28 protein-coding genes are annotated in these 26,349 nt (G+C 56.0%); 14 read left to right on the top strand and 14 right to left on the bottom strand.

Annotation, left to right across the window (positions count from 1 at the left end; genetic code table 11):
* The 4 genes from SMB34_RS06930 to SMB34_RS06915 all read right to left on the bottom strand — a co-directional run bounded on the left by SMB34_RS06930 (nucleotide 1) and on the right by SMB34_RS06915 (nucleotide 3,305).
* Nucleotides 1–1,650 (bottom strand): MFS transporter, encoded by a 1,650-nt coding sequence (locus SMB34_RS06930; protein ID WP_037988796.1) that lies wholly within the window; start codon nucleotides 1,648–1,650, stop codon nucleotides 1–3.
* Between the two features lie 139 nt (nucleotides 1,651–1,789).
* Nucleotides 1,790–2,215 (bottom strand): SRPBCC family protein, encoded by a 426-nt coding sequence (locus SMB34_RS06925; RefSeq protein ID WP_240478769.1) that lies wholly within the window; start codon nucleotides 2,213–2,215, stop codon nucleotides 1,790–1,792.
* A gap of 39 nt (nucleotides 2,216–2,254) precedes the next feature.
* Complete coding sequence (locus SMB34_RS06920) at nucleotides 2,255–2,620, bottom strand: ArsR/SmtB family transcription factor (RefSeq protein WP_037988792.1); 366 nt, start codon at nucleotides 2,618–2,620, stop codon at nucleotides 2,255–2,257.
* 37 nt (nucleotides 2,621–2,657) lie between these two features.
* Entirely contained in the window at nucleotides 2,658–3,305 is a 648-nt protein-coding gene (locus tag SMB34_RS06915) for a LysE family translocator (protein WP_037988790.1), read from the bottom strand.
* Between the two features lie 99 nt (nucleotides 3,306–3,404).
* Here SMB34_RS06915 and SMB34_RS06910 point away from each other — a divergent pair, with 99 nt between their 5' ends.
* From SMB34_RS06910 to SMB34_RS06885, 6 genes are all read left to right on the top strand, one after another.
* Nucleotides 3,405–3,836, top strand: coding sequence for a VOC family protein (locus SMB34_RS06910; RefSeq protein ID WP_240478768.1), 432 nt, complete (start codon nucleotides 3,405–3,407; stop codon nucleotides 3,834–3,836).
* 112 nt (nucleotides 3,837–3,948) lie between these two features.
* Complete coding sequence (locus tag SMB34_RS06905) at nucleotides 3,949–4,275, top strand: ArsR/SmtB family transcription factor (RefSeq protein ID WP_007091426.1); 327 nt, start codon at nucleotides 3,949–3,951, stop codon at nucleotides 4,273–4,275.
* Nucleotides 4,276–4,335: 60 nt separating this feature from the next.
* The gene (gene arsB / locus SMB34_RS06900; protein WP_007091425.1) at nucleotides 4,336–5,421 is read left to right on the top strand and encodes an ACR3 family arsenite efflux transporter; all 1,086 of its coding nucleotides are present in this window, start codon (nucleotides 4,336–4,338) and stop codon (nucleotides 5,419–5,421) included.
* Between the two features lie 9 nt (nucleotides 5,422–5,430).
* Entirely contained in the window at nucleotides 5,431–5,850 is a 420-nt protein-coding gene (locus SMB34_RS06895; RefSeq protein ID WP_037988786.1) for an arsenate reductase family protein, read from the top strand.
* Nucleotides 5,843–6,556 carry an arsenical resistance protein ArsH gene (gene arsH / locus SMB34_RS06890; protein WP_037988784.1) on the top strand — a complete coding sequence of 238 codons (714 nt, stop codon included), beginning with the start codon at nucleotides 5,843–5,845 and terminating at the stop codon, nucleotides 6,554–6,556. The genes SMB34_RS06895 and arsH overlap by 8 nt, the downstream gene beginning before the upstream one ends.
* A 308-nt stretch (nucleotides 6,557–6,864) precedes the next feature.
* Nucleotides 6,865–8,982: an autotransporter outer membrane beta-barrel domain-containing protein gene (locus SMB34_RS06885; RefSeq protein WP_037988782.1), complete on the top strand. Its 2,118-nt coding sequence runs from the start codon at nucleotides 6,865–6,867 to the stop codon at nucleotides 8,980–8,982.
* Nucleotides 8,983–8,986: 4 nt separating this feature from the next.
* Here the strand turns inward: SMB34_RS06885 and SMB34_RS06880 are convergent, their stop codons facing one another.
* The 3 genes from SMB34_RS06880 to SMB34_RS06870 form a co-directional block, all read right to left on the bottom strand.
* Entirely contained in the window at nucleotides 8,987–10,024 is a 1,038-nt protein-coding gene (locus SMB34_RS06880; protein WP_037988780.1) for a helix-turn-helix domain-containing protein, read from the bottom strand.
* Between the two features lie 451 nt (nucleotides 10,025–10,475).
* Nucleotides 10,476–11,750, bottom strand: a complete 1,275-nt coding sequence (locus SMB34_RS06875; RefSeq protein ID WP_037988777.1) for a calcium-binding protein — start codon at nucleotides 11,748–11,750, stop codon at nucleotides 10,476–10,478.
* A gap of 119 nt (nucleotides 11,751–11,869) precedes the next feature.
* Nucleotides 11,870–13,780: an ABC-F family ATP-binding cassette domain-containing protein gene (locus SMB34_RS06870; RefSeq protein WP_037988776.1), complete on the bottom strand. Its 1,911-nt coding sequence runs from the start codon at nucleotides 13,778–13,780 to the stop codon at nucleotides 11,870–11,872.
* A gap of 376 nt (nucleotides 13,781–14,156) precedes the next feature.
* Between SMB34_RS06870 and ndk the strand changes: the two genes are divergently transcribed.
* Complete coding sequence (ndk, locus tag SMB34_RS06865) at nucleotides 14,157–14,579, top strand: nucleoside-diphosphate kinase (protein WP_007091418.1); 423 nt, start codon at nucleotides 14,157–14,159, stop codon at nucleotides 14,577–14,579.
* A gap of 117 nt (nucleotides 14,580–14,696) precedes the next feature.
* Here ndk and SMB34_RS21025 read toward each other — a convergent pair whose 3' ends face one another.
* The 5 genes from SMB34_RS21025 to purM all read right to left on the bottom strand — a co-directional run bounded on the left by SMB34_RS21025 (nucleotide 14,697) and on the right by purM (nucleotide 17,544).
* A complete protein-coding gene (locus tag SMB34_RS21025; protein ID WP_110252298.1) occupies nucleotides 14,697–14,831 on the bottom strand; it encodes an aa3-type cytochrome c oxidase subunit IV in 135 nt (44 codons plus the stop codon).
* Nucleotides 14,832–15,010: 179 nt separating this feature from the next.
* Nucleotides 15,011–15,139 (bottom strand): aa3-type cytochrome c oxidase subunit IV, encoded by a 129-nt coding sequence (locus SMB34_RS20855; RefSeq protein ID WP_007091417.1) that lies wholly within the window; start codon nucleotides 15,137–15,139, stop codon nucleotides 15,011–15,013.
* A 114-nt stretch (nucleotides 15,140–15,253) separates the two neighbouring features.
* Nucleotides 15,254–15,631, bottom strand: a complete 378-nt coding sequence (locus tag SMB34_RS06860; protein ID WP_037988774.1) for a hypothetical protein — start codon at nucleotides 15,629–15,631, stop codon at nucleotides 15,254–15,256.
* A gap of 177 nt (nucleotides 15,632–15,808) precedes the next feature.
* Nucleotides 15,809–16,483: a phosphoribosylglycinamide formyltransferase gene (purN, locus tag SMB34_RS06855; RefSeq protein WP_037988772.1), complete on the bottom strand. Its 675-nt coding sequence runs from the start codon at nucleotides 16,481–16,483 to the stop codon at nucleotides 15,809–15,811.
* The gene (gene purM, locus SMB34_RS06850) at nucleotides 16,471–17,544 is read right to left on the bottom strand and encodes a phosphoribosylformylglycinamidine cyclo-ligase (protein ID WP_007090847.1); all 1,074 of its coding nucleotides are present in this window, start codon (nucleotides 17,542–17,544) and stop codon (nucleotides 16,471–16,473) included. The genes purN and purM overlap by 13 nt, the downstream gene beginning before the upstream one ends.
* Before the next feature lie 318 nt (nucleotides 17,545–17,862).
* On the opposite strand from purM, the gene SMB34_RS06845 reads away from it, so the two are divergent.
* The 7 genes from SMB34_RS06845 (at nucleotide 17,863) to rnd (ending at nucleotide 24,879) form a co-directional block, all read left to right on the top strand.
* Complete coding sequence (locus SMB34_RS06845) at nucleotides 17,863–18,987, top strand: DUF2066 domain-containing protein (RefSeq protein ID WP_240478767.1); 1,125 nt, start codon at nucleotides 17,863–17,865, stop codon at nucleotides 18,985–18,987.
* A gap of 96 nt (nucleotides 18,988–19,083) precedes the next feature.
* Nucleotides 19,084–20,181 (top strand): AI-2E family transporter, encoded by a 1,098-nt coding sequence (locus tag SMB34_RS06840; RefSeq protein ID WP_007090849.1) that lies wholly within the window; start codon nucleotides 19,084–19,086, stop codon nucleotides 20,179–20,181.
* A 7-nt stretch (nucleotides 20,182–20,188) separates the two neighbouring features.
* Entirely contained in the window at nucleotides 20,189–20,941 is a 753-nt protein-coding gene (locus SMB34_RS06835) for an HdaA/DnaA family protein (RefSeq protein WP_007090850.1), read from the top strand.
* Nucleotides 20,942–21,025: 84 nt separating this feature from the next.
* Entirely contained in the window at nucleotides 21,026–21,562 is a 537-nt protein-coding gene (locus SMB34_RS06830) for an ATP-dependent zinc protease family protein (RefSeq protein WP_007090851.1), read from the top strand.
* A gap of 61 nt (nucleotides 21,563–21,623) precedes the next feature.
* Nucleotides 21,624–22,529 (top strand): 30S ribosomal protein S6--L-glutamate ligase, encoded by a 906-nt coding sequence (rimK, locus tag SMB34_RS06825; protein WP_007090852.1) that lies wholly within the window; start codon nucleotides 21,624–21,626, stop codon nucleotides 22,527–22,529.
* A 3-nt stretch (nucleotides 22,530–22,532) separates the two neighbouring features.
* Nucleotides 22,533–23,621: a succinylglutamate desuccinylase/aspartoacylase family protein gene (locus tag SMB34_RS06820; RefSeq protein WP_007090853.1), complete on the top strand. Its 1,089-nt coding sequence runs from the start codon at nucleotides 22,533–22,535 to the stop codon at nucleotides 23,619–23,621.
* An 88-nt stretch (nucleotides 23,622–23,709) separates the two neighbouring features.
* Nucleotides 23,710–24,879 carry a ribonuclease D gene (rnd, locus tag SMB34_RS06815; RefSeq protein WP_037988767.1) on the top strand — a complete coding sequence of 390 codons (1,170 nt, stop codon included), beginning with the start codon at nucleotides 23,710–23,712 and terminating at the stop codon, nucleotides 24,877–24,879.
* 98 nt (nucleotides 24,880–24,977) lie between these two features.
* On the opposite strand, the gene SMB34_RS06810 is transcribed toward rnd, so the two are convergent.
* Together SMB34_RS06810 and SMB34_RS06805 are read right to left on the bottom strand one after the other, a co-directional pair.
* Nucleotides 24,978–25,439, bottom strand: a complete 462-nt coding sequence (locus SMB34_RS06810; protein WP_037988764.1) for a nuclear transport factor 2 family protein — start codon at nucleotides 25,437–25,439, stop codon at nucleotides 24,978–24,980.
* A complete protein-coding gene (locus tag SMB34_RS06805) occupies nucleotides 25,436–26,296 on the bottom strand; it encodes an SDR family oxidoreductase (protein WP_037988762.1) in 861 nt (286 codons plus the stop codon). Before SMB34_RS06805 ends, SMB34_RS06810 begins: the two co-directional genes overlap by 4 nt.
* Nucleotides 26,297–26,349: the final 53 nt, after the last annotated feature.

The following is a 26,349-nucleotide window of genomic DNA, read 5'->3' as shown; positions in this document are numbered from 1 at the left end:
TTACTCCACATTTCCGGTGGCGCAGGCCGCCTGTTTGATGGCCGGGTCGTAAGGAGTATCGCCATTTACCCCATCGGTCCCATCATCGTTATTTGTGTCACAATGCACATCGCGCAACGCGAACAGGGTGCCAATCGCCGATAAAACCATCAAAATTGTGCAGATAATCGAAATAACCTGTAAACCGTCCGTAAAGGCCGCGCGCGCCAGTGGCAAAATATCCGATGATATTGCCGCAGGCAGATCATGCAATGCATTGACCGCCCCGCCAAGCGTGCTGCGGATGGCGTCTGCGGCCTCGTTCCCGATCCCGGTCGGTACGGCTTCGATCATGACATCGCGATAGATCGCGGTGCCGACACTGCCCAGAATGGCAATGCCAAGTGCCCCGCCAAGCTCCGCACTTGTTTCCGACATCGCGGCGGCCGATCCGGCCCGATCAGACGGGGCCGATGCCACCACCATATCCGTAGAGATCATCGCAACCGGCGTAATGCCAAGCGAGAAGATCGTCGCACCAGCCACAAGGACATAAAGGCTGACGACGCTGCCCGGCCATGACAGCATGCCAAAGCCAGCCGCGGTCAGGATCAGGGCACCGGTCATCACCTGTCCCGGTTTGAACCGGCCCATAAGGACCGGCGCCCCCATCGAGCCGACAATACCGGCGACAGTTGCGGGCAACATCGAAAGCCCTGCCTGGATCGGGGTAAGGCCGATGACCAGTTGCAGGGCCTGGGACAGGAACAGGAAATAAGCCATCCCGGCAAAGATCACGGCGGTCTGAATGACGATGGGAAGTGCGATGGTCTTCTGTTTGAGCAGATCAAGATCCAGCAGCGGATCGGCAAGCTTGCGCTGACGGCGGATGAAAACCCATGCGCCAAGCAGGCCAAAGACAAGGGCAGAAAGGGCATCACTGCCAAAGCCATAGGCAGCAATGACCTTGACCCCGTAAATGATTGCCAGCACCGAGCCAAGCGACAGCGCGGCACTGAACAGGTCCAGCCGGCCAAAGCTTTTGGCCTTGTGTTCCGGAAGCAGGATCGGAGCAACAATCAGCAAAAGTCCCATCACGGGCACATTGAGCAGGAAAACAGCGCCCCACCAGAAATAGCTGAGAACAAGTCCGCCCAGAAGCGGCCCGGCAGCCGTGCCGACCATAAAGGTTGTCATCCATGCGGCAATGGCAAAGGACCGTTCCTTGTCATTGTGAAACATCGAACGGATCAGCGACAGGGTAGAGGGCATAAGCGTCGCCCCGGCAATGCCCAGAACCCCACGGGCAAAAATCAGCATTTCGGGCGTATCGGAAAAGGCCGCCAGCACGGAGGCCGCGCCAAAGCAGCCACCGCCGATCATCAGCAATTTGCGCCGACCGATCCGGTCACCCAGTGTCCCCATGGTGATCAGCGATCCGGCAATGAAAAAGCCATAGATATCGACAATCCACAGCAATTGGTCACTTGTCGGGTTAAGGCTTGCGGTCAGGGCCGGTACGGCAAGATGCAGAACCGTCATATCCATCGCGATCAGAAGGCACGGCAGGGTCAGCACCAGAAGGCCGATCCATTCGCGGCGGGTGGCCTTGTTGTCGGTCTGGGCGGTATCGTCGGTTGGTGACGCGACGGGGGTGTTCGGGGCGCTCATGTCTTGTGTTTCCAGTATTTCTTATGGTGGCGCAGGCCGCAATGGATTGGGGCATCGCGGAATTTATTCTGCGCTCGTTATTCGGGGCGATGTTGGGACCTTAACCATGGTTGAGGTCAAGACGGAAATCGGGGCAAATTCATTCCGAGGTGCAATAGGCTTCAAGCTTTTCAAGCGTACTGCTCCAGCCTTTCTGATGTCCATCACGCGCAGCCTCGTCAAAGAACTGCGTGTGATGGAGGGTTAATATGGTCGCCGCCCCGCGATCCTCGGCCATAAAGGTCAGGGTCACATGCGATTTGCGTTCGGGCATTGTGATCCATTGCCAGGAAAAGGACAGCTTTGCATCGGTTTCAACCGCATCATAGGTGCCGCTGACATCGTGGATTTCACCATCTGGCCCCGGTTCCTTGAAACGGATGCGAAAGGTGCCGCCGATTTTTGCATCGATGCTGGCATCAATCATCTCGCAACCTTCTGGTCCCCACCATCTGGCGAGTTTCTCGGGCTGGGTCCATGCGGCGTAAACCTGTGCCGGTGGGGCGGCAATCCGGCGCCGAATCATTAGGCTCGGCTTGTCTGGTATTGTATCGGGCATCAGTCCCTAATCCTGCTGCTTTTCGGTTTTGATGGCGTCGTCGTCTTCTTGTTCAAGGAAGGCGGCAAGCTGATCGAGTTTATGCGACCAGAAGCGCTGATAGCGGGCCAGCCATTCCATGGCGTGCTCCATCGGTTGGGCATTCAGGCGCACATTGACCGTGCGCCCGGTCTTCTGCCGCGCAATCAGCCCGGCATCGGACAGAACATCCAGATGTTTCATCACCGCCGGCAGCGAAACGTGAAACGGCCGAGCCAGTTCACTGACCGACAGGTTTTCTTCCGTCTCCAGCCGGGCCAGAAGCGCACGGCGGGTTGGATCGGCAAGGGCGGCAAAGATGTCGTTCAGTTCGGTTTCTTGATACTTAACCATGAAGTTAAGTATTGATCAGGCCACGCCGCCCTGTCAATCAAAAGTTGATCCCGGTTGTCACCATCCCCTGCCACGCGGTCAGAAGGGCAACTCCGATAAACAGCAAACCCGCCACCCGCCCGATGAAAATCGTTGCCACCGGATTGCCGGTAATCAGGTTGCGGCTGGTCCCGGCCGCAAGGGCAAGCGCGCCATAAACCGCAAGCTGAACCGCAGCGGTCATGATCCCCATGATCAGCGCCTGCGACCAAAGCGGCCCGTAATGCGGGCGGATGAATTGCGGGTAGACCGCAAAAATGAACAGATAGGCCTTGGGATTAAGCATGCAGGTGATCATGCCCTGGCGAAACGCGACCCAAAGCGATGCGGTTCTGGCCGCCCGGATGCATTCCACCGTGATGGCGCTGCGCAACAGCGTAATGCCGATCCAGACCATATAGGCCGCCCCGGCAAACAGCATGACATTCAAAAGCCATGGTGCAACGGCCAGAAGGGCGCTGATGCCGATGGCACCCAGCAGCGTGTGATACACCCCGCCCAGCATGATCCCGGCAGTGGCCGACAACCCTGCGCGTTTGCCCCCGGTCAGGGAATTGGCAATAACGAAAAACATATCCATGCCGGGCACGATGATGATGCCCGACAGCAGAACAAAGAACAGCCAGAGATTTTCAGCATATGTCATGGGGCGCTCGTAATTTATCCACCGAACGGCTTGATCGGCAGGGGTAAACTAGCAGGGCGCTCCTGACAGGCTCATGTCAGGATGGTGGAGGGGGGAGCTGTGTTCGATGTTGAATTTACTTTTCGTGTCAGATCGGATTGGGAAGAAGGCCGTCGTTTGCGGGGCTGGGTTGCCGCGACAAAATCCATTGATTCCGTTGTTTCAGCCCATGGCGCGATTTTTGGCGAAAAGGTGCTTTTGCCGACAGCGGAGCCGACTTTCGCCTTTGCCATTCCTGCTGATGGCTCGTTACCGCTGGATGGTGCTGCACCATCGATCATTGATCATCAGGGTGACCCGACATCAATGGCGGAAATCCCCGATTTGGGCGCGCGCCTTGTTTCGATGAGGATGGAGCATCCCGACCCTGCGTTCGTCGAGGCACTCTATCGCGAACTTTCCATTGATCGTCCACCTGCGATCATTCAGGGGGCCGACGTCCGTTATCGGGCGCAGATCGAGACACCGACAGGATTGAAAGAGCTGACTTGAGCCAGTTTTGAAACTGTGCCAGTTCGGGGTGGGGGCAGGTCACGGGAACCTGATCGTGATTTGCGCATATTTTCCATTGCGCTTATCTTTATAATTCGATATTTCATGAATTATGGAAAAGATAGATACCTTAAACGCATTATCGGCGCTGGCGCATGATGTTCGGCTTGATATTTTCCGGCTGCTGATCAAGGCGGAACCGGAAGGCATGATTGCCGGGGATATTGCTGCAGCACTTGATATCCGCGCCAATACGCTTTCGAACAATCTGAACATCCTGTCGACTGCCGGATTGGTTCGGTCGGTGCGCGAAGGGCGGGCGATCCGCTATTTTGCCGAGATCGGCACGATGCGCGATCTTCTGGTGTTTCTGATGGAAGATTGTTGTGGCGGGCGGGAGGATATCTGTCTGCCGATGTTGAACAAAACCTGCCGATAATCACAGCGACCACAGCGACCACAGCGACCACAGCGACCACAGCGATCACAGGGAATTCCGATGACAGAGAATAATCGCGCAAACAATGGTGCCGATTGCAGTGCCGATAGTGGCAAACTTGGCGTGTTCGAACGGTTTCTGACCCTTTGGGTCGGGCTTGCCATGATTGGCGGGGTTGTGATCGGCGTGGTTGCCCCGGGGCTTGTCGATGCGATTGCCGCAAGCGAGGTGGCGTCGATCAATCTTGTGGTCGCCGTCCTGATCTGGGCGATGGTCTATCCGATGATGGTCGGGGTTGATTTCGCCGCCGTGGCCGGGGTGGCCCGCCAGCCCAAGGGGCTTCTGGTGACGCTGGTGGTCAACTGGCTGATCAAGCCGTTCACCATGGCGTTTCTGGCGGTGGTGTTTTTCGAACATGTTTTTGCCCCCTGGATCGCACCAGCTGACGCCGCGCAATATATCGCCGGTCTGATCCTTCTGGGGGCGGCACCGTGCACGGCGATGGTGTTTGTCTGGTCGCAACTGACGCGGGGTGATGCGACCTACACGCTGGTACAGGTATCGGTCAATGATCTGATCATGGTCGTGGCATTTGCGCCGATTGTCGCATTGTTGCTCGGCGTGACCGACATTGCCGTCCCTTGGGAAACACTGGTTCTGGCAACCGTGCTTTATGTGGTTCTGCCGCTTCTGGCCGGGTTGCTAACGCGCCGGATCCTGGGATCAAAGGACGCAATCGAAAGATTTTCCGCCCGGGTCAAGCCATGGTCGATCCTTGGCCTGATTGCGACGGTCGCCATTCTGTTCGGGCTTCAGGGCGATGTGATCCTGCGACAGCCCCTGGTGATTGTCCTGATTGCGGTGCCGATCCTCATTCAAAGCTACGGGATTTTCGCGCTGGCCTATGGGGCGGCGTTCCTGCTGCGTATTCCGCATCGGATGGCTGCCCCCTGCGCGATGATCGGGACATCAAACTTTTTCGAACTGGCGGTTGCGGTGGCGATCAGTCTGTTTGGCCTGAATTCCGGGGCGGCATTGGCAACCGTGGTGGGTGTTCTGGTCGAGGTGCCGGTGATGTTGTCGCTGGTGGCTTTTGCCAACCGGACACGCGCCCATTTCCCCGAAGCACAAAACAAGGTTTCATAAGGTTCTGCCATGATCGTTGTCCACCACAATCCGGATTGCGGCACATCGCGCAATGTCCTCGATATCATCGAGAAATCCGGCGATCCCTATCAGGTGATCGAATATCTGAAAGAAGGCTGGACCCGACCGCAGCTTATCGCTCTTTTTGCCGCTGCCGACCTGACGCCGCGCACAGCATTGCGCACGACCAGATCACCCGCCGCAGAATTGGGCTTGCTTGATGACGCGATATCGGACGATGCCCTGATCTCGGCGATGCTGGCACACCCGGTTCTGGTCAACCGGCCGATTGTCGCATCGCCCAAAGGGGTTCGGTTGTGTCGCCCATCCGAAACGGTACTTGATCTGCTCGATCACCTGCCGGCCGGGCCGCTTTACAAGGAAGACGGCGAAATGATTTTAAACGAGAAAGGAGCGCGCGTTGGCTGATACCCCCAATATTCAGGACGAACAGTTCGCACCAATCCCGGCTGCGGCATTGTTCCCCAAGGCACACAGTACCCATGCGCCGCGCATATTGGTGCTTTATGGCTCGCTTCGTGAACGCAGCTTTTCGCGTTTCGCCGCCGAGGAGGCCGCGCGCATCCTGACCCGGTTTGGTGCAGATGTCCGGATATTCAACCCCGCTGGCCTGCCCTTGGTCGACGAAACCGGTGCCGATCATCCCAAAGTGGCGGAGCTTCGCGATCTGGTAAGCTGGTGCGAGGGGATGGTGTGGTCCTCGCCCGAGCGGCATGGGGCGATGACCGGCCTTATGAAAAGCCAGATCGACTGGATACCGCTTTCGCTTGGCGCGGTGCGCCCGACGCAGGGCAAGACATTGGCCGTGATGCAGGTGTGCGGCGGCAGCCAAAGCTTTAACACGGTCAATCAGTTGCGCATTCTGGGGCGCTGGATGCGGTTATTGACCATTCCCAATCAGTCATCGGTTGCCAAGGCATGGAACGAGTTTGATGAGGCGGGGCGCATGAAGCCGTCCCCCTATTACGACCGGATTGTCGATGTGATGGAAGAACTGGTGAAGTTCACGCTGTTAACCCGCGATATTCGCGATCACCTTGTCGATCGGTATTCCGAACGGGTGGAAAGCCACGCGGCCCTTTCGGCCAGGGTCAATCAGCCCACCGCAACCTGAACAGAACAAAGGCCGCCCTGTCATAATCGGGCGGCCTTTCGTTTTTCTGGATCAGGGCAGGTGAAATCGCGACGAAGCCTGAGAATAAAGCTTTGTCTTTAAATGCGTTGCTCACCGAACTATTGGCGCATCAATGCCCAGCCAAAGTCAGGACTGGTTTCGGATCAAAGCATGTCGTTCTGTACGCTCGTAACAATAATTTGGGATGCTCAGTCAAAACAAAAATCTTAGGCGTGTTATTCTCTCCGGCATCATTGGGGGGATAAATGGCTAAGGGATTCAGATTGTTACGTCGACGGGTAGTTCCCTTGGCGTTGGTTGGTGCAGCATTATCGGGTCATGCGGCGCAGGCCGCAGATTTTACCGTTTCTGGCGGTGTCACCGATACGGTTGCCAAAACCCTGAGCGTCGGGGAAACCGGATTGATCGAGCAGGGCGGGGTTCTCAATGTTACGACGCCGGCGAATAGCGCCGCCATCACTGTTAGCGCAGACGGCGTGCGTGTGACCAATAACGGCACGATCACGACGGTGGGTGGCGGGCGCGTGGGCATATTTGGTGATGGGGGGGCTAGAAATGCGCAGTTTGTTAATAACGGTACAATTCGGACAGACGCAGCGAGCGGTTACGGAATGGCCAGTTTCGGGCCGGGTTCTAAATTTTTCAACAATGGCACGCTTACGACAGGCGGTGCGAATGCCCATGCCATAAATGGCACCGGAACCAATTCGACACTTGTCAATAACGGCACGCTTACGACAAGCGGAGATGGTTCGTACGGTCTAAACAGCGCCAACGCCAATTCGACACTCGTTAATAGCGGTACGATTACGACAAGCGGAACAGATTCCTATGGCATCGGAAGCACCAATAGCGGTTCGACACTTTCCAATAGCGGTACAATCACGACAAGCGGAGTTCGTTCCCGTGGCATGTACGCTGACGGGAATGGCGTAACAGCTGTCAATAGCGGTACGATTACCACAAGCGGCAGCGATGGCGAGGGCATGCGGAGCGACGGAAATAATTCGACACTTGTCAATAGCGGTGCGATTACCAGCACGAATGCCGACGGAATACGATCAACCGGTAGCGGCAACACCCTTACGGTCAGTGACGGCGGAACCGTCACCGTATCGGGTGCAGGACTTGCCGGGATCAGATCCACAGGGGCCAACGGGACGATCAATGTCAGCGGGAAGGTGATTGCGACCGGGTCGGCGACCGAGGCGATTGTGGGGTCGAGCAACCAGACCCTGAACATCAAACCAGGTGCGACGATTGTCGGGACGATTAATCTTGGTGCAGGCACCAATGCGGTCAATATCGATACATCCGCCGGGGCGCGGTCATCGACCCTGAGCATCAGCAATGCCGGTACGGTGAATACATCGGCTGGCGGTGAGGGGCTTGTCCGGCAAAGTGGATCGACGGTGGTGATCGCAGATCCGACAGGTCTTGCTGCCAATCGGGCGGCGCTGGGAACGACGGCAGCCGGCATTCATCAGGCGGTCAGCCAGCAACTGGCACGATCAAACAAACCGCAATCGGTTGTGGTCGCGGCCAGCGAACTTGAACCGGGTATGTTATATGCGCCGCAGATGCCCTTTGTCTGGGGACATGTTTTTGGTGGGTACAAAAAACGCGGCGATGACGGGGCGAATTTGGGCTATCGCAGCCGGGTTGGTGGCGTGATCGGCGGATATGAAAAGCCGATTGATGACCACAGTATCGGTGTGTTTGGCGGGGCGTCCGTTGCAGGGATGAAAACCGACGAGGCATCGGTCGAAAGTGACAGCAACGGCTTTTTTGTCGGCGGATATGGTGAATATGTTGTCGGCGACTGGGCTATCGACGGGGCGTTGGTCGTCGGCTATCAACGCCATCAGGATAAACGTCTTGTGGTCGATAACCTGACCGGCGAGGAAACCGCACAATCAGATTACAACAGTGTCTATATCAGTCCGTCACTGGCGGTGGTCCGGTCGATTGACATCGGCGGCGGGATTGAATTGCGGCCATCGGCCGAAGTTAATTACACCTATGGCTATTACGGTGAATATACCGAAACCGGTACGACATCATCGAACCTTCGCGTTCAGGGGCATGGTGTGGATGTGATCAACGGGCGTTTGCAATTGGCAGCCCGTCAGGCGCTTGCAGATGGCCGGGGCGAGATGGAACTGCGCGGCGGGATGAAATACAGCTATTTCGGGCGTGACAGTGTTGATGTCGGGCTCGGCAACGGTCCGGTTTTACGCTATCAGGGAACCGGTGATACGTCCTCGTACGGGGGATATGTCGGGGGCAATATGCGCTATGACGTGGACCGGCGGATGACGGTTGTCGCAGACATGGAACTGGGGCTTGCAACTGGCGACGAACGCACTGCTTCAGGCTATCTGGGGCTGGAATACCGGTTCTAAAGCGTTACAGCCGCCGCACCCAGTTTGGCAACCCTGCGGCGTAGCCGGTTGACGTTGTGGCTTTGCCGTGATGATGCAATCGGGCGTTCACGGCATCGGCACGGATCTGACTTGGTGTTGAATGGAATTTGGCGCGGAATGCGCGGCTAAAATGGGACTCACTGTTAAAACCGCATTCAAAGGCAATGCTGCCAATGTTCTTGTGGCTGTAACGCTGTTGCGACAGCAATTGAAAGCTCCGCTGCAAACGGCGATCCCAAAGATAATTTGCGACCCCGCCATGCGGGGCAAAAATGCGATAGATATGTGTTCTTGACATTCGAAAGATCAGGGCAAGGCTTGCTGGCGTGATGCATTCGGCAAGGTTGACATCAATATAGCGGTAGATGCCCTTTGCAAGGGCAACTGATGTTGGCGCGTCGATTTCCTCGGGAAGCAGGCCTTCGCACAGCAAGCATCCTTGCATCAGGCCGAGAGTTCCTTGCACGGCACTAACAGCTTGTTGAGTTGTCATGTCAGGAATGTTCTTCCAAAGGTTCAGAAAACCGGTGGCCATAAAGCGGACCATCGGGTTGTCCTTGGAAAGCTTCAGTCCATGCAGTGGCGCGAGCATATCCGATATATCTGGTCGCAATTCCCGTGGCAGAACAAGCGTAAGGTTTTCAAAATCACCCGTGATCATGTCATGGGGGTAAGAAAGATCGATGATAAGCATGTCGCCCGCGACAATGCGCTCATTGTCTTTGGTAAGGCCGCCGCCCTGCAGGAAAAGCTGAACCAGAATGTGGTCCATATCATCATCGATCACTCGGCGGGGATGCCGTAAAAACTGCTGGGCTTGTGATCTGGTGACACCAAAAACCGTTTCCTGAAGGTCGTAAACATCGATCTGTGCAAAAAAATTCGTGAGATGACATTCATGATCGGACATCATTACATCAAAAAAGATACCGATATTTTCCTGCCATGCGTCAAAGCGGTGACGCGGATCGATATCATTGGTGTCAAAGTTTGATACGGGAACCGGTTTCAGTTTTGTCAATCCGGGGACTCTTTCGCATTAATGGCAGAACGATAAATTGGTACAATTAATCGCCCGCACTTTTGCGCCCGGACTAAATCAATGATTGATGTGATTGTTGCTTTTTCTACATTGTGGATATATTTTTTGCAAGTTCTTATGGTTTGACAATAGCTTGCTGTGTCATCCTTTCCGGACGGTTTCGGTCGCTGGTTATTGGCATTGGGAATTGGTTTTGACGCATCAGGCGCAAGGATTTGACCAAATCGCCTGAAGGGTTTGGTTAACCGGCAACATTCGCGATCACCTTGTTGATCGGTATTCCGAACAGTTCGAAAGCGATACAGCTATTTCGTGCCAGGGATCTATCAACCAACTGCAACCTGACGGACAAGATCAGAAACGGGAAATGCCGAAGAAAAAGGCCGCCTTGCGATAAACCGGACGGCCTTTGGTGTTTCGGGGGCGGGGCCTAGCCGAACTCGACATTGTCGGGTGTCAGGTCGTCCTTGGTGATGTCTTCGATAATCACCCCAAAGGTCCATGGATCGCCGTTGCTGAAATCGATGTAAAGATCACCGCCATCGGTTTCAGTCGCATGATCAAGCAGGCTGTCGAAATCGGTAATGCCCGATCTGGCCTGAAGATCAGCGGTGAGGAGCAGGGTATCGCCGTCATTGCCGCTTTCGAAATCAACCACACGATCCCGGCTGGAGGCTTCGGCGTCGAAGACGAAAGTATCGTCGCCGATATTGCCCTGAAGCCAGTCATTGCCGCCGCCGCCCGAAAGGATGTTGTCGGAGAAGGCTTCATGGGCGATGGGGCCAGCATCAAGTGTGTCATGGCCGTCGCCGCCATAAAGCGAGACATCATACCATTCGCCGGTGAGCGTATCATTTCCGGCTTCGCCATGGATGTTTTCGCCGACAATGACGTCGTCGCCATCGCGGCCATATATGGTATCGCCGCCCTTGTTGCCGATCAGGTGGTTATCGTTTTCATCACCGATGATCAGGTCGCTTTGATTGCTGCCATCGACATTTTCGATACTGACGAAATGATCGCCGGTGCGCCCCGATCCGGTTTCAAGATTGATCACCGGTTGCGGACCATATTCACCATAGGGCGCATCATTGCCCCAACCGGCGATATAGCTAATGGTGTCAGACCCTTCGCCGCCGATGAAAATGCTTGTCTGTTCCTCAGAAAAAGCAGAGCCATATGCGGCATAGAAAGTGTCATCGCCGCCGCCGCCATTCATCACATCACCGTCGCCAGCACCAGTTTGGAAAAAGGCGTTGTTGCCGTCATCGCCGATCAGAATGTCGCCATAGCGTGAATCACGGATGTCTTCGATATTGAAATAGCGGTCGCCATCCGCATCGCCGCCCACACCAATGCCGGTGGCAAGATTGACGATGACGCCTTCCTTGGCCGAGTCATTTGAATAGGAAAATCGAATTTCATCGCGGCCGGGACCGCCATCAATGACATCGGCCCCCGGGCCGCCATCAAGTTTGTCATTGCCCGACCCGCCAAGCAGCGTGTCGTCACCGATACTTGCATGGAAATGATCATGACCGGCACCGCCATCAAGCGTATCGTCCCCCGGTCCGATCTCATAGAAGCGGTCATTTCCGCCAAGTCCACGGATATAATCACCGCCCGCGCGCCCAAAGATATGATCGTCCTGCTCTGTTCCGACAAGCACATCTGCCCCGTCGGTCCCATAGATGAGTTCAACCATGGTCCATCTCCCGCATTGTTTGCTTTGCCCTTGGGAAAAGCTGCGGGGAGAATTCGGCGACTTGATGGCAGTGGGGCGGGATTGACGTCAAAACAGGGGAGACGCCAGAAGGCGGCGGCTTACGCCACCTTCTGTTCGTATTCTTCCTGCTTTTCCATCCAGCGGGTTTCGATCTCGGCCAGTTCGTTTTCGATCTTGCCGAGGTCTTTTTGCAAGGTGGTCAGTTTGGTGGCGTTATCAGGCTCGTAAAGCGTCGGATCGGCCATCTCGTCCTTGATTTTGTCACGACGCGCGGTCAGCTTTTCCATCTGCTTTTCAAGATTTTCAATCTCGCGCTTGATGGGGGCTGCAGCCTTGCGCTTTTCGGCAGCCTGCTGGCGGAGCGCCTTGCGGTTGCCCTTGTCCTCTGGTCGTGCCGGTTCGCCGTTTTCGTTGGCTTCTGCCTTGTCCGCGCGGCGTTCATCACGCGCCCGGTTCAGCAGATACTGGCGATATTCGGCAACGTCGCCGTCAAAGGCGCTAACCGCACCATCGGCAACCAGAATAAGTCGATCCGCACAGGCTTCGATCAGATAGGGATCGTGGCTGATGATGATCACCGCACCTTCATAGGCATTAAGCGCATGATTAAGCGCATCGCGGCTGTCGATATCAAGGTGGTTGGTCGGTTCGTCAAGGATCAGCATATGCGGCGCATCAAGCGTCATCAGCGCAAACAGCAGACGCGCCTTTTCCCCACCCGAAAGGTCCTTGACCTTGGTGTCACCTTTCTGGCCTTCAAACGCAAAACGGCCAAGCTGGGCCCGGACCTTGTGTTCGATGACATCAGGCATCAGGGCAGCCATATGCTGATACGGGGTTTCATCGGGGCGAAGCTCGTCGGTCTGATGCTGTGCAAAATAACCGATGCGCAGCTTGCCCGACGCAACCTTTTCCCCGGCCATCAGTTCAAGCCGGTTGGCAAGAAGCTTTGCCAGTGTCGATTTACCGTTACCGTTGGCACCCAGAAGCGCGATGCGGTCATCCATATCAATGCGCAGGCTAATATTGCGCAAGACCGGTTTGCCGGGTTCATAGCCGACATCGCCGTTATGGATATTGATCAGCGGCGGTGGCAGTTCCTTGGGGCTTGGGAAGTCGAACGAAATGCTGCGGTCTTCGACAACGGCAATCGCCGGTCCCATTTTTTCCAGCATCTTGATACGGCTTTGCGCCTGTTTGGCCTTGCTGGCCTTGGCGCGGAACCGGTCGATGAAGGACTGGATGTGTTTTTGCTGGGCGACCTGTTTTTCGTAATGCTTGGACGCCAGTTCCATCTGTTCGCGGCGCGTTTTGGCAAATTTGTCGTAATTGCCGCCATACATCGTCACCTTGCCATCGGTCAGATGGGCAATATGTTTGACCGCCTTGTTCAGAAGGTCGCGGTCGTGACTGATCAGGATGATCGTGCCGGGATAGTTGATCAGATAGTTTTCAAGCCAGATGGTGGCTTCAAGATCAAGGTGGTTGGTCGGCTCGTCAAGCAGCAGCAGGTCGGGTTGCAGGAACAGGGTTGCCGCCAGTGCCACACGCATCCGCCAGCCGCCGGAAAAATCATCGCACGGGCGTTGCTGGGCTTCGGCATCAAAACCAAGGCCTGACAGGATCGATGCCGCGCGGGCTTCTGCGGTATGGGCATCGATATCGGCAAGCCGGGTATAGATATCGGCGATCCGGTTCGGATCAGTAACGTTTTCGGCTTCATGCAGAAGGGCGGCCCGTTCGGTATCGGCATCCAGAACCGTATCAAGCAGGGAGCGCGACCCCGCCGGGGCTTCCTGCGATACCACACCCATGCGGGTGCGGTTAGACAGCGATACATCGCCGCCATCCGATGCGATTTCGCCGGAAATCAGTTTCAAAAGCGTGGATTTGCCGGCCCCGTTACGTCCGATCAGGCCCAGTTTGTACCCGTCGGGTACGGTCAGGGTCACGTGATCAAGGATCATACGGCCGCCAATGCGGTAGGTCAGGTCGGTAATTTGCAGCATTTCGGGTCCGCGTTCGGGAATCGTTTGAAAATCTGTGCTTTCAATAGGGCAGGGAGGGCCGTGACGCAAGGATTCTTGAAACTGTCATGAACACTCGATCACAGGACCAACAGGACAAAATGCGTGCGTGATGGGGCGGCAAGGCGCGCAGTTTCACGGGATTTGGCGGCTTTTCACACCTGTTCAACCCCCGATGCAAGGGGCGCAGGTCTGAATTGCGCGGACCGAACTATGTGTTGCGTTGCGAACCAAGGGCGTTTATATAGCGCCAACCTTAGGGTCTGCGGATGATAAGGAAGCCTTGTCGTCGGCTTTTTTATCTTCCGCAGTCCCTTCTTGGGGGTAACGAATTTTTACAAGTAGCTAGGTGAAACCAATGGCTATCGAACGCACTCTTTCGATCATCAAGCCGGACGCAACGCGCCGCAACCTGACGGGCAAAATCAATGCCGTCATCGAAGACGCAGGCCTTCGCATCGTCGCGCAGAAGCGTGTCGCTCTGACCCGTGCACAGGCCGAAGGCTTCTACGCTGTTCACAAGGAACGTTCGTTCTTTGGCGAACTCGTGGACTTCATGGTTTCCGGCCCGGTCGTCGTCCAGGCTCTGGAAGGCGAAAACGCTGTTGCCAAATACCGCGAAGTTATGGGCGCTACCAACCCGGCCAATGCCGAGGAAGGCACCATTCGCAAACAGTTTGCAGAATCCATCGAAGCGAACTCGGTCCATGGTTCGGACTCGCTTGAAAATGCTGCAATCGAAATTTCCTATTTCTTCGCCCAGACCGACATCGTCGGTTAAGCCTTAAAGCTCCGACATCGTCGGTTAAGCGATATGAAATACGGTTTTCGGTTCGCCGGATAAGAAGCGCCCCGCATCATGTGCGGGGCGTTTTTTATGCCTGAAATATACAGCCGATCAGAGCAGGAATGCCGCCATCAATAACAGCAGGACGGCAATTGAAATGACGCTCCAGAGCATGAATTTGGTCCAGTTTTCCCAGCCATGCTGGTGGACCTCAACCAGATTGTTATCGTAGTCGCTTCCCTGCATTGTTTCCTCCCTGACTTGTTACAGGTGTGGCGTGACCCTTGGCGGGAAATGCCAAACGCATCGTAACACATTTCAGGGGTGAATAAAGATCATCAAAATAACGTCAGGCGTTTGTTTTTGGCCAAGAAAAAAGCTGCCGAAACCGGCAGCTTTGCATTTTTTTCCCCGCGATCAGGCGATCACAGCAGGAAGATGGCCATCAGGATCAGAATGGCGACAACAGAAAGAGTGCCCCACTTCATAAAGACGGTATAGCCGTTATAGATGTCGACGTGGGTTTTGGTCAGTTCGTAGTCTTTACCCTGCAAATTAGCCTCCTGCGTTTAGAATTTCTCCAGTGTATAGACGTGAAGTTGTTGCGACGCAAGACGCAGATTAACTGGCGATATCATTCATTTGGCCAATAAAGCCCGATGCGGATGTCAGTCTGTCGGGGCGCAGGAATAGGGCAGGAAGGAACCCGTGGCGCCTTCATTCATCATTCTCAGGGACATTTTATTGGCGTAATCGAGTTCAGCCTCGGTGGTCGGACAGACATGGATGCGTCCGGTGCATCCCGATGCAACAAAGGCATCTTCGCTTTTTAGAAATTCCTCTCCAAGCTCGCTTTTATCCCGGCTCGTTTGAAGCTGGTTGCGAAACGACTGGTAAAACTGGCACTTGCGTTGGGACCAGCTCGGTTCATCGGCGCGGGCTTCATCGGCACAAAGCAGCATCGGTGCCACCAATACAGCAGCCAGAAGGGATGTATGCATCAGGATGGCTTGGGGAATATTCAGGCGCAGCACGAATAATTTCATGTTTTTGGGGCTCTGATCCGGTGGACAGGTCGCAGGAGAAAAGACCTGAAAAATGCGAATGAAATATGACCAATATCAGAAACTGCCAGATCATTTTTCGTGATACCAGCAGACAAAAAAAGGGACAGGTTTTTACCTGCCCCTGAACCACATGCGGATCGCCCGCCACGGGCGCAGTCAATTCGGTTCAGGCACCGGATTGATTTGCGCGAAATCCGGGGCATTCGCATCGGCGACCGTAACGATCCCGGCTTCATCGACCGAAACCCGGCCCTCGGCGATCCAGCGGATCACCTGCGGATAAATGCGATGTTCCTGTTTCAGGATGCGCTGCGCCAGCGTACCGGCATCATCACCGGGCAGGACCGGCACCACGGCCTGCGCAATGATCGGGCCGCTGTCGACTTCTGGCACGACGTAATGCACCGTGCAGCCGGAATATTTCACCCCGGCATCAAGGGCGGCCTGATGAACGTGCAGGCCCTTGAAGCTTGGCAGAAGGGACGGGTGAATATTGATCAGCCGACCTTCCCAGCGCGTCACGAAGCTTTCACTGACCAGACGCAGATAACCCGCCAGAACCACCAGATCGGCACCGGATTCTTCAATCAGGTTGCTGACCGTGCTGTCATAGGCTTCGCGCCCACCTTCAAAGCCCTTGTGCGAAATGGCTTCTGCCCGGATACCGGCACGACGCGCCCGTTCAAGCCCGCCTGCGTCAAGCTGGTTGGAAAACACCAGAACGATTTCCGCCGGATAATCAGGCGTCTTGCAGGCATCAATGATCGCCTGAAGGTTCGACCCGCCGCCCGAAACCAGAACCGCGAGTTTTAGCGGCGTTACTTTTCCCATGCCGCGGCCATGTTCTTGATGATGACCTGCGGGCCATCACCGGCACGCGGGCCGATCACACCGATCTGGCTGACGGTTTCGCCGTGTTCGCGCAAAAGCGCTTCGGCCTCATCGGCCTTGTCGGCCGGAACCACAACGCACATGCCAATGCCGCAGTTAAAGGTCCGCGCCATTTCAACCGACGGGATGCCGCCCTGTTTGGACAGCCATTTGAAAATCGGAAGGAATTCCCACGTGCTGGCGTCAAACACCGCCGTCAGGTTTTCGGGCAAAACGCGCGGGACGTTTTCGGTCAAACCGCCACCGGTGATATGCGCCAGCGCCTTGACCAGACCGGCTTTGTGCGCCGCCAAACAGCTTTTGACATAGATTTTGGTCGGTTCAAGCAGCGCCTCGCCAACATTTTTGCCCGGTGCAAACGGGGCATCATCGCCGTAACCAAGACCGGCCATGTCGACAACCTTGCGCACCAGCGAATAACCGTTGGAATGAACGCCACTGGATGCCAGGCCAAGGATCACATCGCCCTCGGCAACGTTGGAACCATCAAGCAGTTCGCCGCGTTCGGCGGCACCAACCGCAAAACCGGCCAGATCATATTCGCCGTCCGCATACATGCCCGGCATTTCGGCGGTTTCCCCGCCAATCAACGCGCATCCCGCCTGTTTGCAACCCTCGGCAATACCGGCAACAACGTCGGTTGCCTTATCAACGGCAAGTTTGCCGGTGGCAAAGTAATCAAGGAACAGAAGCGGTTCTGCCCCCTGGACCACAAGGTCATTGACGCTCATCGCGACAAGGTCGATGCCGACGGTATCGTGTTTGTCGGCCAGAAAGGCGACTTTAAGCTTGGTACCGACACCATCGGTGCACGAAACCAGAACCGGGTCGTTATAACCGGCAGCTTTCAGGTCGAACAAAGCGCCGAATCCCCCCAAACCACCGGTAACGCCGGTTCTGCTGGTTGCTTTGGCCAGCGGTTTGATAGCATCGACAAGGGCATTGCCAGCATCGATATCGACACCGGAGTCCTTATAGGTAAGGCCGTTGGAGGCGGTCATTGGGTGATCCTCGGCTTAAGCGCATGGATAAAACAAAGCGGGCAACCCGCGTTTTTCATCAGTAAAGGCGATCAGGCCGGGTTTTGGCAACCGGGGCTGGAACTTTCGCCTTGGTTACGCCTTTAATCAGGGCAATAAGAAGCCAAAAGTCATCATACTGATAAAAAACGCGGGCTTGATAATTTCCGCTGGGCCGAAAATACTCAAACGTGGGCAATATGCAATGCTCAGGTGCGCATGGGAGAGTTTTCTTTCCAGAATGCTTCACTCGTGCCACAAGAAGCATCAAACCATCGAAAAATGGGCAAAGAGGCAAACGTGCTTACAAGACTCAAAAGTTTCAGGCTGTTGGCAGGTGTCGTCGGACTTTCGGCGTCCTTATCCTTTCCGGTATTTGCGCAGGATATCTTTTCGGTATCGGGGGTGCATGTTGACGAAAGTGCGGAAACCGCCGCCGCCGCACGTGATCAGGCCCTAGCCATCGGTCAGCGCAAGGCCTTCGATGAGGTTGTGGCACGCCTGACATTGCCCGAAGACCGCAGAAGTCTTGGCACGCCAAACCAGAACGACATCAATAATATGGTGCGCGATTTCGGCGTTTCGAACGAGAAAACGTCCTCGGTGCGCTATATCGCCGACATGACGGTGCGCTTCAAGGAAAACGAACTTCGCAATTATTTGCGTTTCCGCGATATCCCGTTTGCCGAATTGCAGTCCAAGCCGGTGATCATTGTGCCGGTCTATCATTCGGGCGGTTACACCAGCCTGTGGGATGACCCCAATCCGTGGCGCGATATCTGGAGCCGCAATTTCGCATCGGGCGGTCTGGTCCCGGTCAAGGCACCAATTGGCGATTTGCAGGATATCGGCATTGTTTCGGCCGAGCAGGCTGAAAATGGTGCGATCGACCGCTTGAACGAGCTTGCCCGCCGCTATGGTGCGAATGTCGCCGTTGTCGCCAGCGCCACGGTCCGTGGTGAAACCGGCGCGGAAACGGTTGATGTGACCGCCACCCGATATGACGCGGGCGGTGCGCCACAGATTTTTGGCGTGACCGAAACCACCCAGCCGGGCGAAAGCCTGAACGAAACGCTGGTTCGCGCGGCCAAAGGCGTACAGGACCAGCTTTCGGACGGCTGGAAACGTGCCAACCTGATCAATTACGGCACCGGCGGGCAGTTGATGGTGTTCATTCCGATCACCGGTCTTGATGACTGGGCCAGGATCGAGGAACGCATTATCGACTCTCCGGTGGTACGCAACAGCCGGGTCGTCGCAATGTCGCGCCGTGAAGTACAGATTGCTGTGGATTATGTCGGTTCGACCGATCAGCTTCGCACCGCCCTGGCACAACAGAATCTGAGCCTGAGCCAGATGGGGGATATCTGGTTCATCCAGCCTGCCGGGTCGGAGCGTTTGCAGGACCTGTCGATTGGCGGATAATGCCGCCTGAGGCTTAACCGTGCAGGATGTTCGCAAATATTTTGGGGGCGGGCATCATCACGGCGACATGACAGCGAAACAAGGGGAAAAACGGATATGACGTTTCGGCAACAGGCCCGTTTCTGGCTGATTTTCATTGTCGGTTTTTTCGTTCTGATCTGGCTTTTTTCCGGCATCCTGCTGCCGTTTGTGGCCGGGATGGCGATTGCCTATTTCCTTGATCCGCTGGCCGACCGGCTGGAAGCACGCGGGATCAACCGGACGATTGCCACGACGATCATCACGGTTCTGTTTTTTCTGATTTTCATTTTCGTGTTGTTGCTGATCGTGCCGATGATCGGCAGCCAGCTTGCAGGCTTCCTTGAAAGACTGCCCGGTTATATCGACACATTGCGGACGACCGTAGCACCGTATGTGCAGCACATCATCGACCGCATCGCGCCCGAAACGCTTGAAGGCATATCGGATTCGGTCAAAGGCCAGACCGCGAACGCGATCAAATGGGTCGGCAACCTTCTGACCAATGTGCTTTCGGGGGGGCTGGCGTTGCTGAACTTCCTCAGCCTTGTGTTCATTACCCCGGTTGTGGCGTTTTACCTGCTGCGTGACTGGGACAAGATCGTTGCCAAGATCGATGGATATCTGCCGCGCCGTTCGGCCGAGGATATCCGCCAATGCGCGCGCGAAATTGATGAAACCCTGGCTGGCTTCGTGCGCGGGCAGGCCACGGTTTGCATTTTGCTTGGCCTGTTCTACGCGCTGGGCCTGACGGCGGTTGGGCTTGAATTCGGCTTTGTCATTGGCCTGATGACCGGGCTCGTGTCCTTTGTACCCTATTTCGGCATGTTTGCCGGGTTCGCCGTTGGCATGGGCGTGGCATTGGCGCAGTTTGGCGTCAGTGTCGATCTGGCGCTGGTCGCCCTTGTTTTCGGGGCCGGGCAGGTGATGGAAGGCAACTTCCTGACCCCGAAACTGGTCGGCGACAAGGTCGGTCTGCATGCGGTCTGGGTGATGTTTGCCCTGCTGGCCGGGGGGGCTGTTTTCGGATTGCTGGGTGTGATGCTGGCCGTACCGGTGGCTGCGGTGATCGGTGTGCTTGTGCGATATGGCTTAAGGCAGTATCTGGATAGCCGGTTATATGATCACGGCCCTGACAATCCGGCCTATGATCCGTTAAAAGACGCCGAGAATTGAGAACACAGTGACCCGCGCACCCCAAAAGACGGCCCCGGACGAAACGCCCGCTGCACCCGAAAAGGGTGGCGACGGCCATATGCCGGAATTATCGCCGCAACAGTTGCCGCTGGAACTGGAACTGCGCCCGGCATTGGGGCGGGCCGATTTCATGGTCGCCGATTGTAATCGCGAAGCCGTTTCATGGATTGATCACTGGCCGGAATGGCCGGTTCCTGCCCTTTGCCTTTATGGTCCGCGCGGATCGGGCAAAAGCCACCTTGCGGAAGTATGGCGGGCACGGTCGGCCGCGCTAAGCGTTTCGGGGCGTGACCTTGTCGGGGCGAATCCGGACGTGCTTCTGGGCGATGCCACCGGGCTTGTCATCGAGGATGCCGATCTTGGCCTCGACGAGACGGTGTGTTTCCATCTTTATAATATGCTCAAAGAACGCGGCGGGCATTTGCTGATGACCGCACAGCAGCCCCCATCGCGCTGGAAAGTCGATCTGCCGGATTTGAAATCACGGCTGGGGGCGGCACTGGTCTGCGAAATTTCCCCGCCCGATGACGACTTGATGGTCGGACTTCTGATCAAGCTGTTCGCCGACCGGCAGATGGCACCTGGCCCGCAGATCATTGCCTATATCCTGCCACGCATCGAACGCAGCTTTGTCGCGCTTACCGAACTTGTGGCCGCGATTGACCGGCAGGCATTGGCGCAAAAGCGCGCGGTGACATTGCCGCTGGTGCGGGCTGTTATGGATGGTCAACAGGATTGACGTAGCAGTCAGACGCATTTTCGATAGGCGAGGCAAGATGTTGCGCGTTATATTCGCCTGATTGCAAATTACTGGATAGTGCATGTGACCCCGCGCAAGACCAAGGTTAAACCGTCCCTGAAATCCAAGACCGATGCACTGGTCCAGTCCGGACATGTTCTGGGCTGGCGCGAATGGATCGGACTACCGGATTTTGACGTGCCGTTGATGAAGGCCAAGGTCGATACCGGGGCGCGGACATCGTCGCTTCATGCGCTTAATCCCCGCATGATTGAACGCGATAACCAAAAATTCGTAAAATTCATCTTGCCGCATTACCGCGGTGACGGGCATGGTCGTATCGAATGCACGGCACCGCTTGTTGAAACCCGCGAGATTCGCAGTTCCAACGGCGAGGCCGAGGAACGTTATGTGATTTCGACCCATATTGCCGTCGGGCATCATAAAATCCGGGTCGAGATTTCATTGGCAAACCGTTCATTGATGGGCTTTCCCATGCTGCTGGGGCGCACGGCAATGAAGGCAGGAAGATTTTTGGTCCAACCGTCAAAATCTTATCTGGCGGGGAAACCGGAACAGGTTTATACGGCGCTGCAATCCGGCACCGTTTCGGAACAATGATCCGACGCTGTCGTTGAACCTTCGACACATTCTGTAACGCTCGACCACGGGAGTCCATTGCATGAAAATCGCAATGCTTGCGCGCAATCCTAATCTGTACTCCCACAAACGGCTGGTCGAGGCGGCCGAAAGTCGCGGGCACGAGATTGATGTCATCAACACCTTGCGCGTGACGATGAACATCACGTCGCTGAAGCCGGAAATCTATTACGGCGGCAAGAAACTGACCGGGTATGACGCGGTTATTCCGCGTATCGGCGTTTCGGTGACGTTTTTCGGACTGGCGGTGTTGCGTCAGTTTGAAATGATGGGGGTTTATCCGTTAAACGAATCCGTGGCGATTGGCCGGTCGCGTGACAAGCTGCGCTCCTTGCAGATCCTGTCGCGGCGTGGTGTCGGCCTGCCGGTGACGGCCTTTGCCCATGATCCGAAAAAAACCGATGAGGTTCTTTCGATTGTCGGCGGCGCGCCGGTTGTGATCAAGCTTCTGGAAGGCACCCAGGGCATTGGTGTGGTTCTTGGCGAAACCGAAAAATCCGCCAAATCCGTGATCGAGGCCTTCCGCGGGGCCAATGTCGATATCATGGTGCAGGAATTCATCAAGGAAGCGGGCAATACCGATATTCGCTGCTTTGTAATTGGCGAGAAAGTCATTGCCAGCATGGAACGCACCGGGGCGGAGGGTGATTTCCGGTCCAACATTCATCGTGGTGGTTCGGCGCGTGCCGTGCGTATTACTCCGCAGGAACGTGCAACAGCAGTTGAAGCCGCCAAGGCGATGGGGCTAAATGTCTGTGGTGTCGATATTCTTCGCTCCAACCACGGTCCGGTGGTGATGGAAGTCAATTCATCGCCTGGGCTGGAAGGCATCGAAGGGGCAACCGGCAAGGACATTGCCGGAATGATTATCGAATTCATGGAAAAGGATCACCGCCCCGGCAAGGTGCGGACCAAAGGCAAGGGATAAACTGTGAACGAGATCGGGAAGAAAGTATCCAACGCCAGATCGGCAAAGGTAGCCAGGACCCCGGACTTCGAGATTGGCGATAAAAGGGTGCCTGCGGGCACCCGCCAGATCGTTGATATTCCGATCTCACTTTTATCCAATCACACGCCGGTCAATCTGACCGTCAATGTGGTGCATGGCAAACGGCCCGGCCCGGTTCTGTTCGTTAGTGGTGCCGTGCATGGCGATGAAATCGTCGGGGTGGAGGTCATCCGCCGGGTTCTGAAATCGCCCGCCCTTCGCGGGATGCATGGAACCTTGCTGGCGGTTCCGGTCGTCAATGCGTTCGGGTTTCTGAACCATACGCGCTATCTGCCCGACCGCCGCGACCTTAATCGGTGTTTCCCCGGTCATTCGGCGGGCTCCCTTGCCGCACAGCTTGCCCATCTTTTCCTGACTGAAATTGTCGAACGGTCCGATTTCGGCATCGATCTGCATTCCGCAGCCGTGAACCGCGTGAACCTGCCCCAGATCAGGGTCAATGAAGATGACGAGGATATCATGGCCTATGCCGAGGCCTTCGGCGCCCCGATCATCCTGACCAGTCCGCTGCGCGAAGGGTCGCTGCGCCAGGCCGGCAAGGAGGCCGAGGTGCCGATCCTGCTCTATGAAGCGGGCGAGGGGCTCCGGTTTGATGAAATGTCGATCCGGGCCGGTGTTTCGGGGGTTTTGCGCGTGATGCGCAAGCTTGGCATGACGTCGGGCAGATCAATCCGCGATCCGAAAGTCCCCCCTTTCAAATCATCAAGCAGTTACTGGCTGCGTGCGCCGGTCGGCGGGATTTTAAGGACCTTCAAGATCGCGGGCGAGTTCGTCAACGAGGGCGATGTGGTGGCCGCAGTTTCCGATCCGTTTGGCCTTCGCGATGCAGAGGTCGTGGCGAAGCATGCCGGATTGATCATCGGGCGGACCAATCTGCCGATTGTCAATCAGGGCGATGCGCTTTTCCATGTGGCGGCGATCAAACGGTCATCGGAATTGCAGGAACGCATGGATGCCATCGAAACCCATCTGCAATCCGATCCGCTGCTCGACGAGGATGAAATCATCTAAGACGTCGTTTTTAAGTGCTTTTTGCGCATGATAGCTGCCATATCGAAGCTACTGGCGGATCACGCCCGGCAATGTTATAGCAAGGTTTATGGAACCAATTACAAATACAGAAGAACTGCGCGCGTTGTGCGAAAAGCTCCGGCAGTTCGAATATGTCACGGTCGATACCGAGTTCATGCGTGATTCGACCTATTGGCCGCAGCTTTGCCTTGTGCAGTTGGCAAGCCCCGAACCGTCGGATAATGGTGCGGCGGTTGATCCGCTGGCCGAGGGCATTGACCTTGCCCCGCTGTTCGACCTGATGCAGGACGAAAGCGTGGTCAAGGTGTTTCACGCCGCCCGTCAGGATATCGAGATTTTCGTCCATCTCAGCGGCAGGGTCCCGCACCCGGTATTTGATACCCAGGTGGCGGCGATGGTGCTTGGCTATGGCGATCAGGTCGGTTACGAGACGCTGGTTAACAAGGTGGTGCGCAAGAATATCGATAAATCGATGCGCTTTACCGACTGGTCGCACCGCCCGCTTTCAACCAAGCAGCTCAGCTATGCGCTGTCGGATGTGACCCATCTGCGCGTGATTTACGAAGCCTTCCACGAACGCCTCGAAGCCAATGGCCGGGCCTATTGGCTGGCCGAGGAAATGGAACGCCTGACCGATCCGTCGATCTATTCGATTGATCCGAAAGAAGCCTGGCTTCGGCTTAAAACCCGCTCCAACAGCCCGAAATTCCTGGCGGTGGCGCGCGCGCTTGGCGAATGGCGCGAGACCGAGGCACAGCGCAAAAACCTGCCGCGTAACCGTGTTCTGCGCGATGATACGCTGCTTGATATCGCCGCCCGGCAGCCATTGACCGACAAGGATCTCGACAAGACCCGTGGTGTTGGCCGCAATTTCGGCAGCAGCAAACCCGGTCAGGCGATCATCGAAGCCATTCAGGCTGCGCTTGACAGCCCGCAGGAAGATTGGCCACAACCAAAATTCCGCCCCGACCTTCCATCGGGCATCGGCCCGACGGTGGAGCTGCTCAAGGTGCTGCTCAAACTCTGTTCCGAGGAAAAGGGCGTGGCCCAGCGTCTTGTGGCATCCAGCGACGATTTGCAGAATATCGCGGCTGATGACAATGCCGACGTCCCGGCGATGCATGGCTGGCGGCGCGAATTGTTCGGGCAATATGCCCTGCAACTCAAACACGGACAGATCGGGCTCAAGCTCAAGAACGGCGAAGTTGTGTTTGTCGAACTTGAAGCCGAGGACTAAATCCTTTCACCCAATCGAAGACATGAAAAAACGGGCCAAAGTCGGCCCGTTTTTCATTTTTGCAACAGGGGAGGAAGCCCGGTTTTAGAACCCCGGTTTTAGAACATCGTGTTGTCATGCGCCTGTTCGGCCGGGACCGGCTGGGCGACGTCCCAGTGTTCGATGATCTTGCCGGCATCATCAAGGCGGAAGATATCCATTACCGCACTTTCGCCTTCTGCCGAAAGGGACCTGACATGGGTAACCACCAGATTGCCCTCGGCGACAGTACGGACGATTTCGGCATGGATCGACGCATCAGAATTCAGCCAGCCGGTAATGCCCTCGCGGAAGCCGTCAATGCCATCGGCAACAAACGGGTTATGCTGGATATATTCATCGCCGATATATTTCGTGATCGCGCCATCAACATCGCGCTGATTGAAAACCATGTCATAAAACGCGACGACATTGGCGGTGTTGCGGTCTTCGACCTCGCCCGCATGGGCGGGCAAGGCGAAGCCGATGGCAACCAAGGTGACGACCAGGCTGGCAGCAAGGATTGTTTTGGTGCGGCTCATTTCAGTGCCTCTTTCAGAAAGTCCGCGGTGCTTTGCGGTGCGCGGCCAACAACCTTGGCGAAATCATCGCTGGTTTGTTCATAATCGCCATTACGCGTGCCGACATACATGCCGCTTAGCGCCTCAACCAGATGGCCGGGCAGGCCAAAGCTTGCCAGAATGCCGGTATGGACCTCGGGCGGCAGATCGGCATAACGGATATCCTTGCCGGTTGCGTTGGCAATGATGGCGGCGATATCGGCAAAGCCGATGGGTGTGCCGGAAAGCTCGTAGGTCTGATTGACGTGATCGGCCGGGTTGGCAAGGACGGCAGCGACGGCTTCGGCAAGGTCGTTACGCGGAATGTAGCTGACCTTGCCATTGCCGGCCGGGGCACCGAAATCACCGGTTTCAAGCGCATGCGGCACGCCTGCCATCAGAAGGTCGGTATAGAAGCTGTTGCGAAGCAGGGTGAAGGACAGGCCGCTTGCCTTGATGTAGCTTTCGGTGTCGGCATGGATCGCGGCATAGGTAAACGGGCTTTCAGGGCGCGCATCGATAAAGCTGGTATAGACCAGATGGCTGACACCGGCTGCTTTGGCGGCATCAACGGCGGTACGGTGCTGTTTGATGCGGGTTTCAACATCGGTTTCACCCGAAATGATCAGCGCGATATCAATGCCTTTGAACGCATTGGTCATCAGGGCAAGATCATCAAAATCGCCATGGCGGACATCGATGCCTTTGGCGGCCATTTCCTGTGCCTTGGCAACATTGCGGACACTTGCGGCGATCTGATCGGCAGAAACGCGGGTCAGCAGATGTTTGACGACAAGGCTTCCGAGCTGGCCGGTTGCGCCGGTAACAAGGATTTTCATGGTTTCATTCTCCGGTAATCGGGGGTGGGCATTGGCCCGTCAATGGAATGAAA

The sequence above is a fragment of the Thalassospira permensis NBRC 106175 genome (genome assembly GCF_000714555.1).
GTDB lineage: Bacteria > Pseudomonadota > Alphaproteobacteria > Rhodospirillales > Thalassospiraceae > Thalassospira > Thalassospira xiamenensis.
Note: the sequence above shows the minus strand (reverse complement) of the source record. Positions and strands in the feature narration are given on the sequence as shown.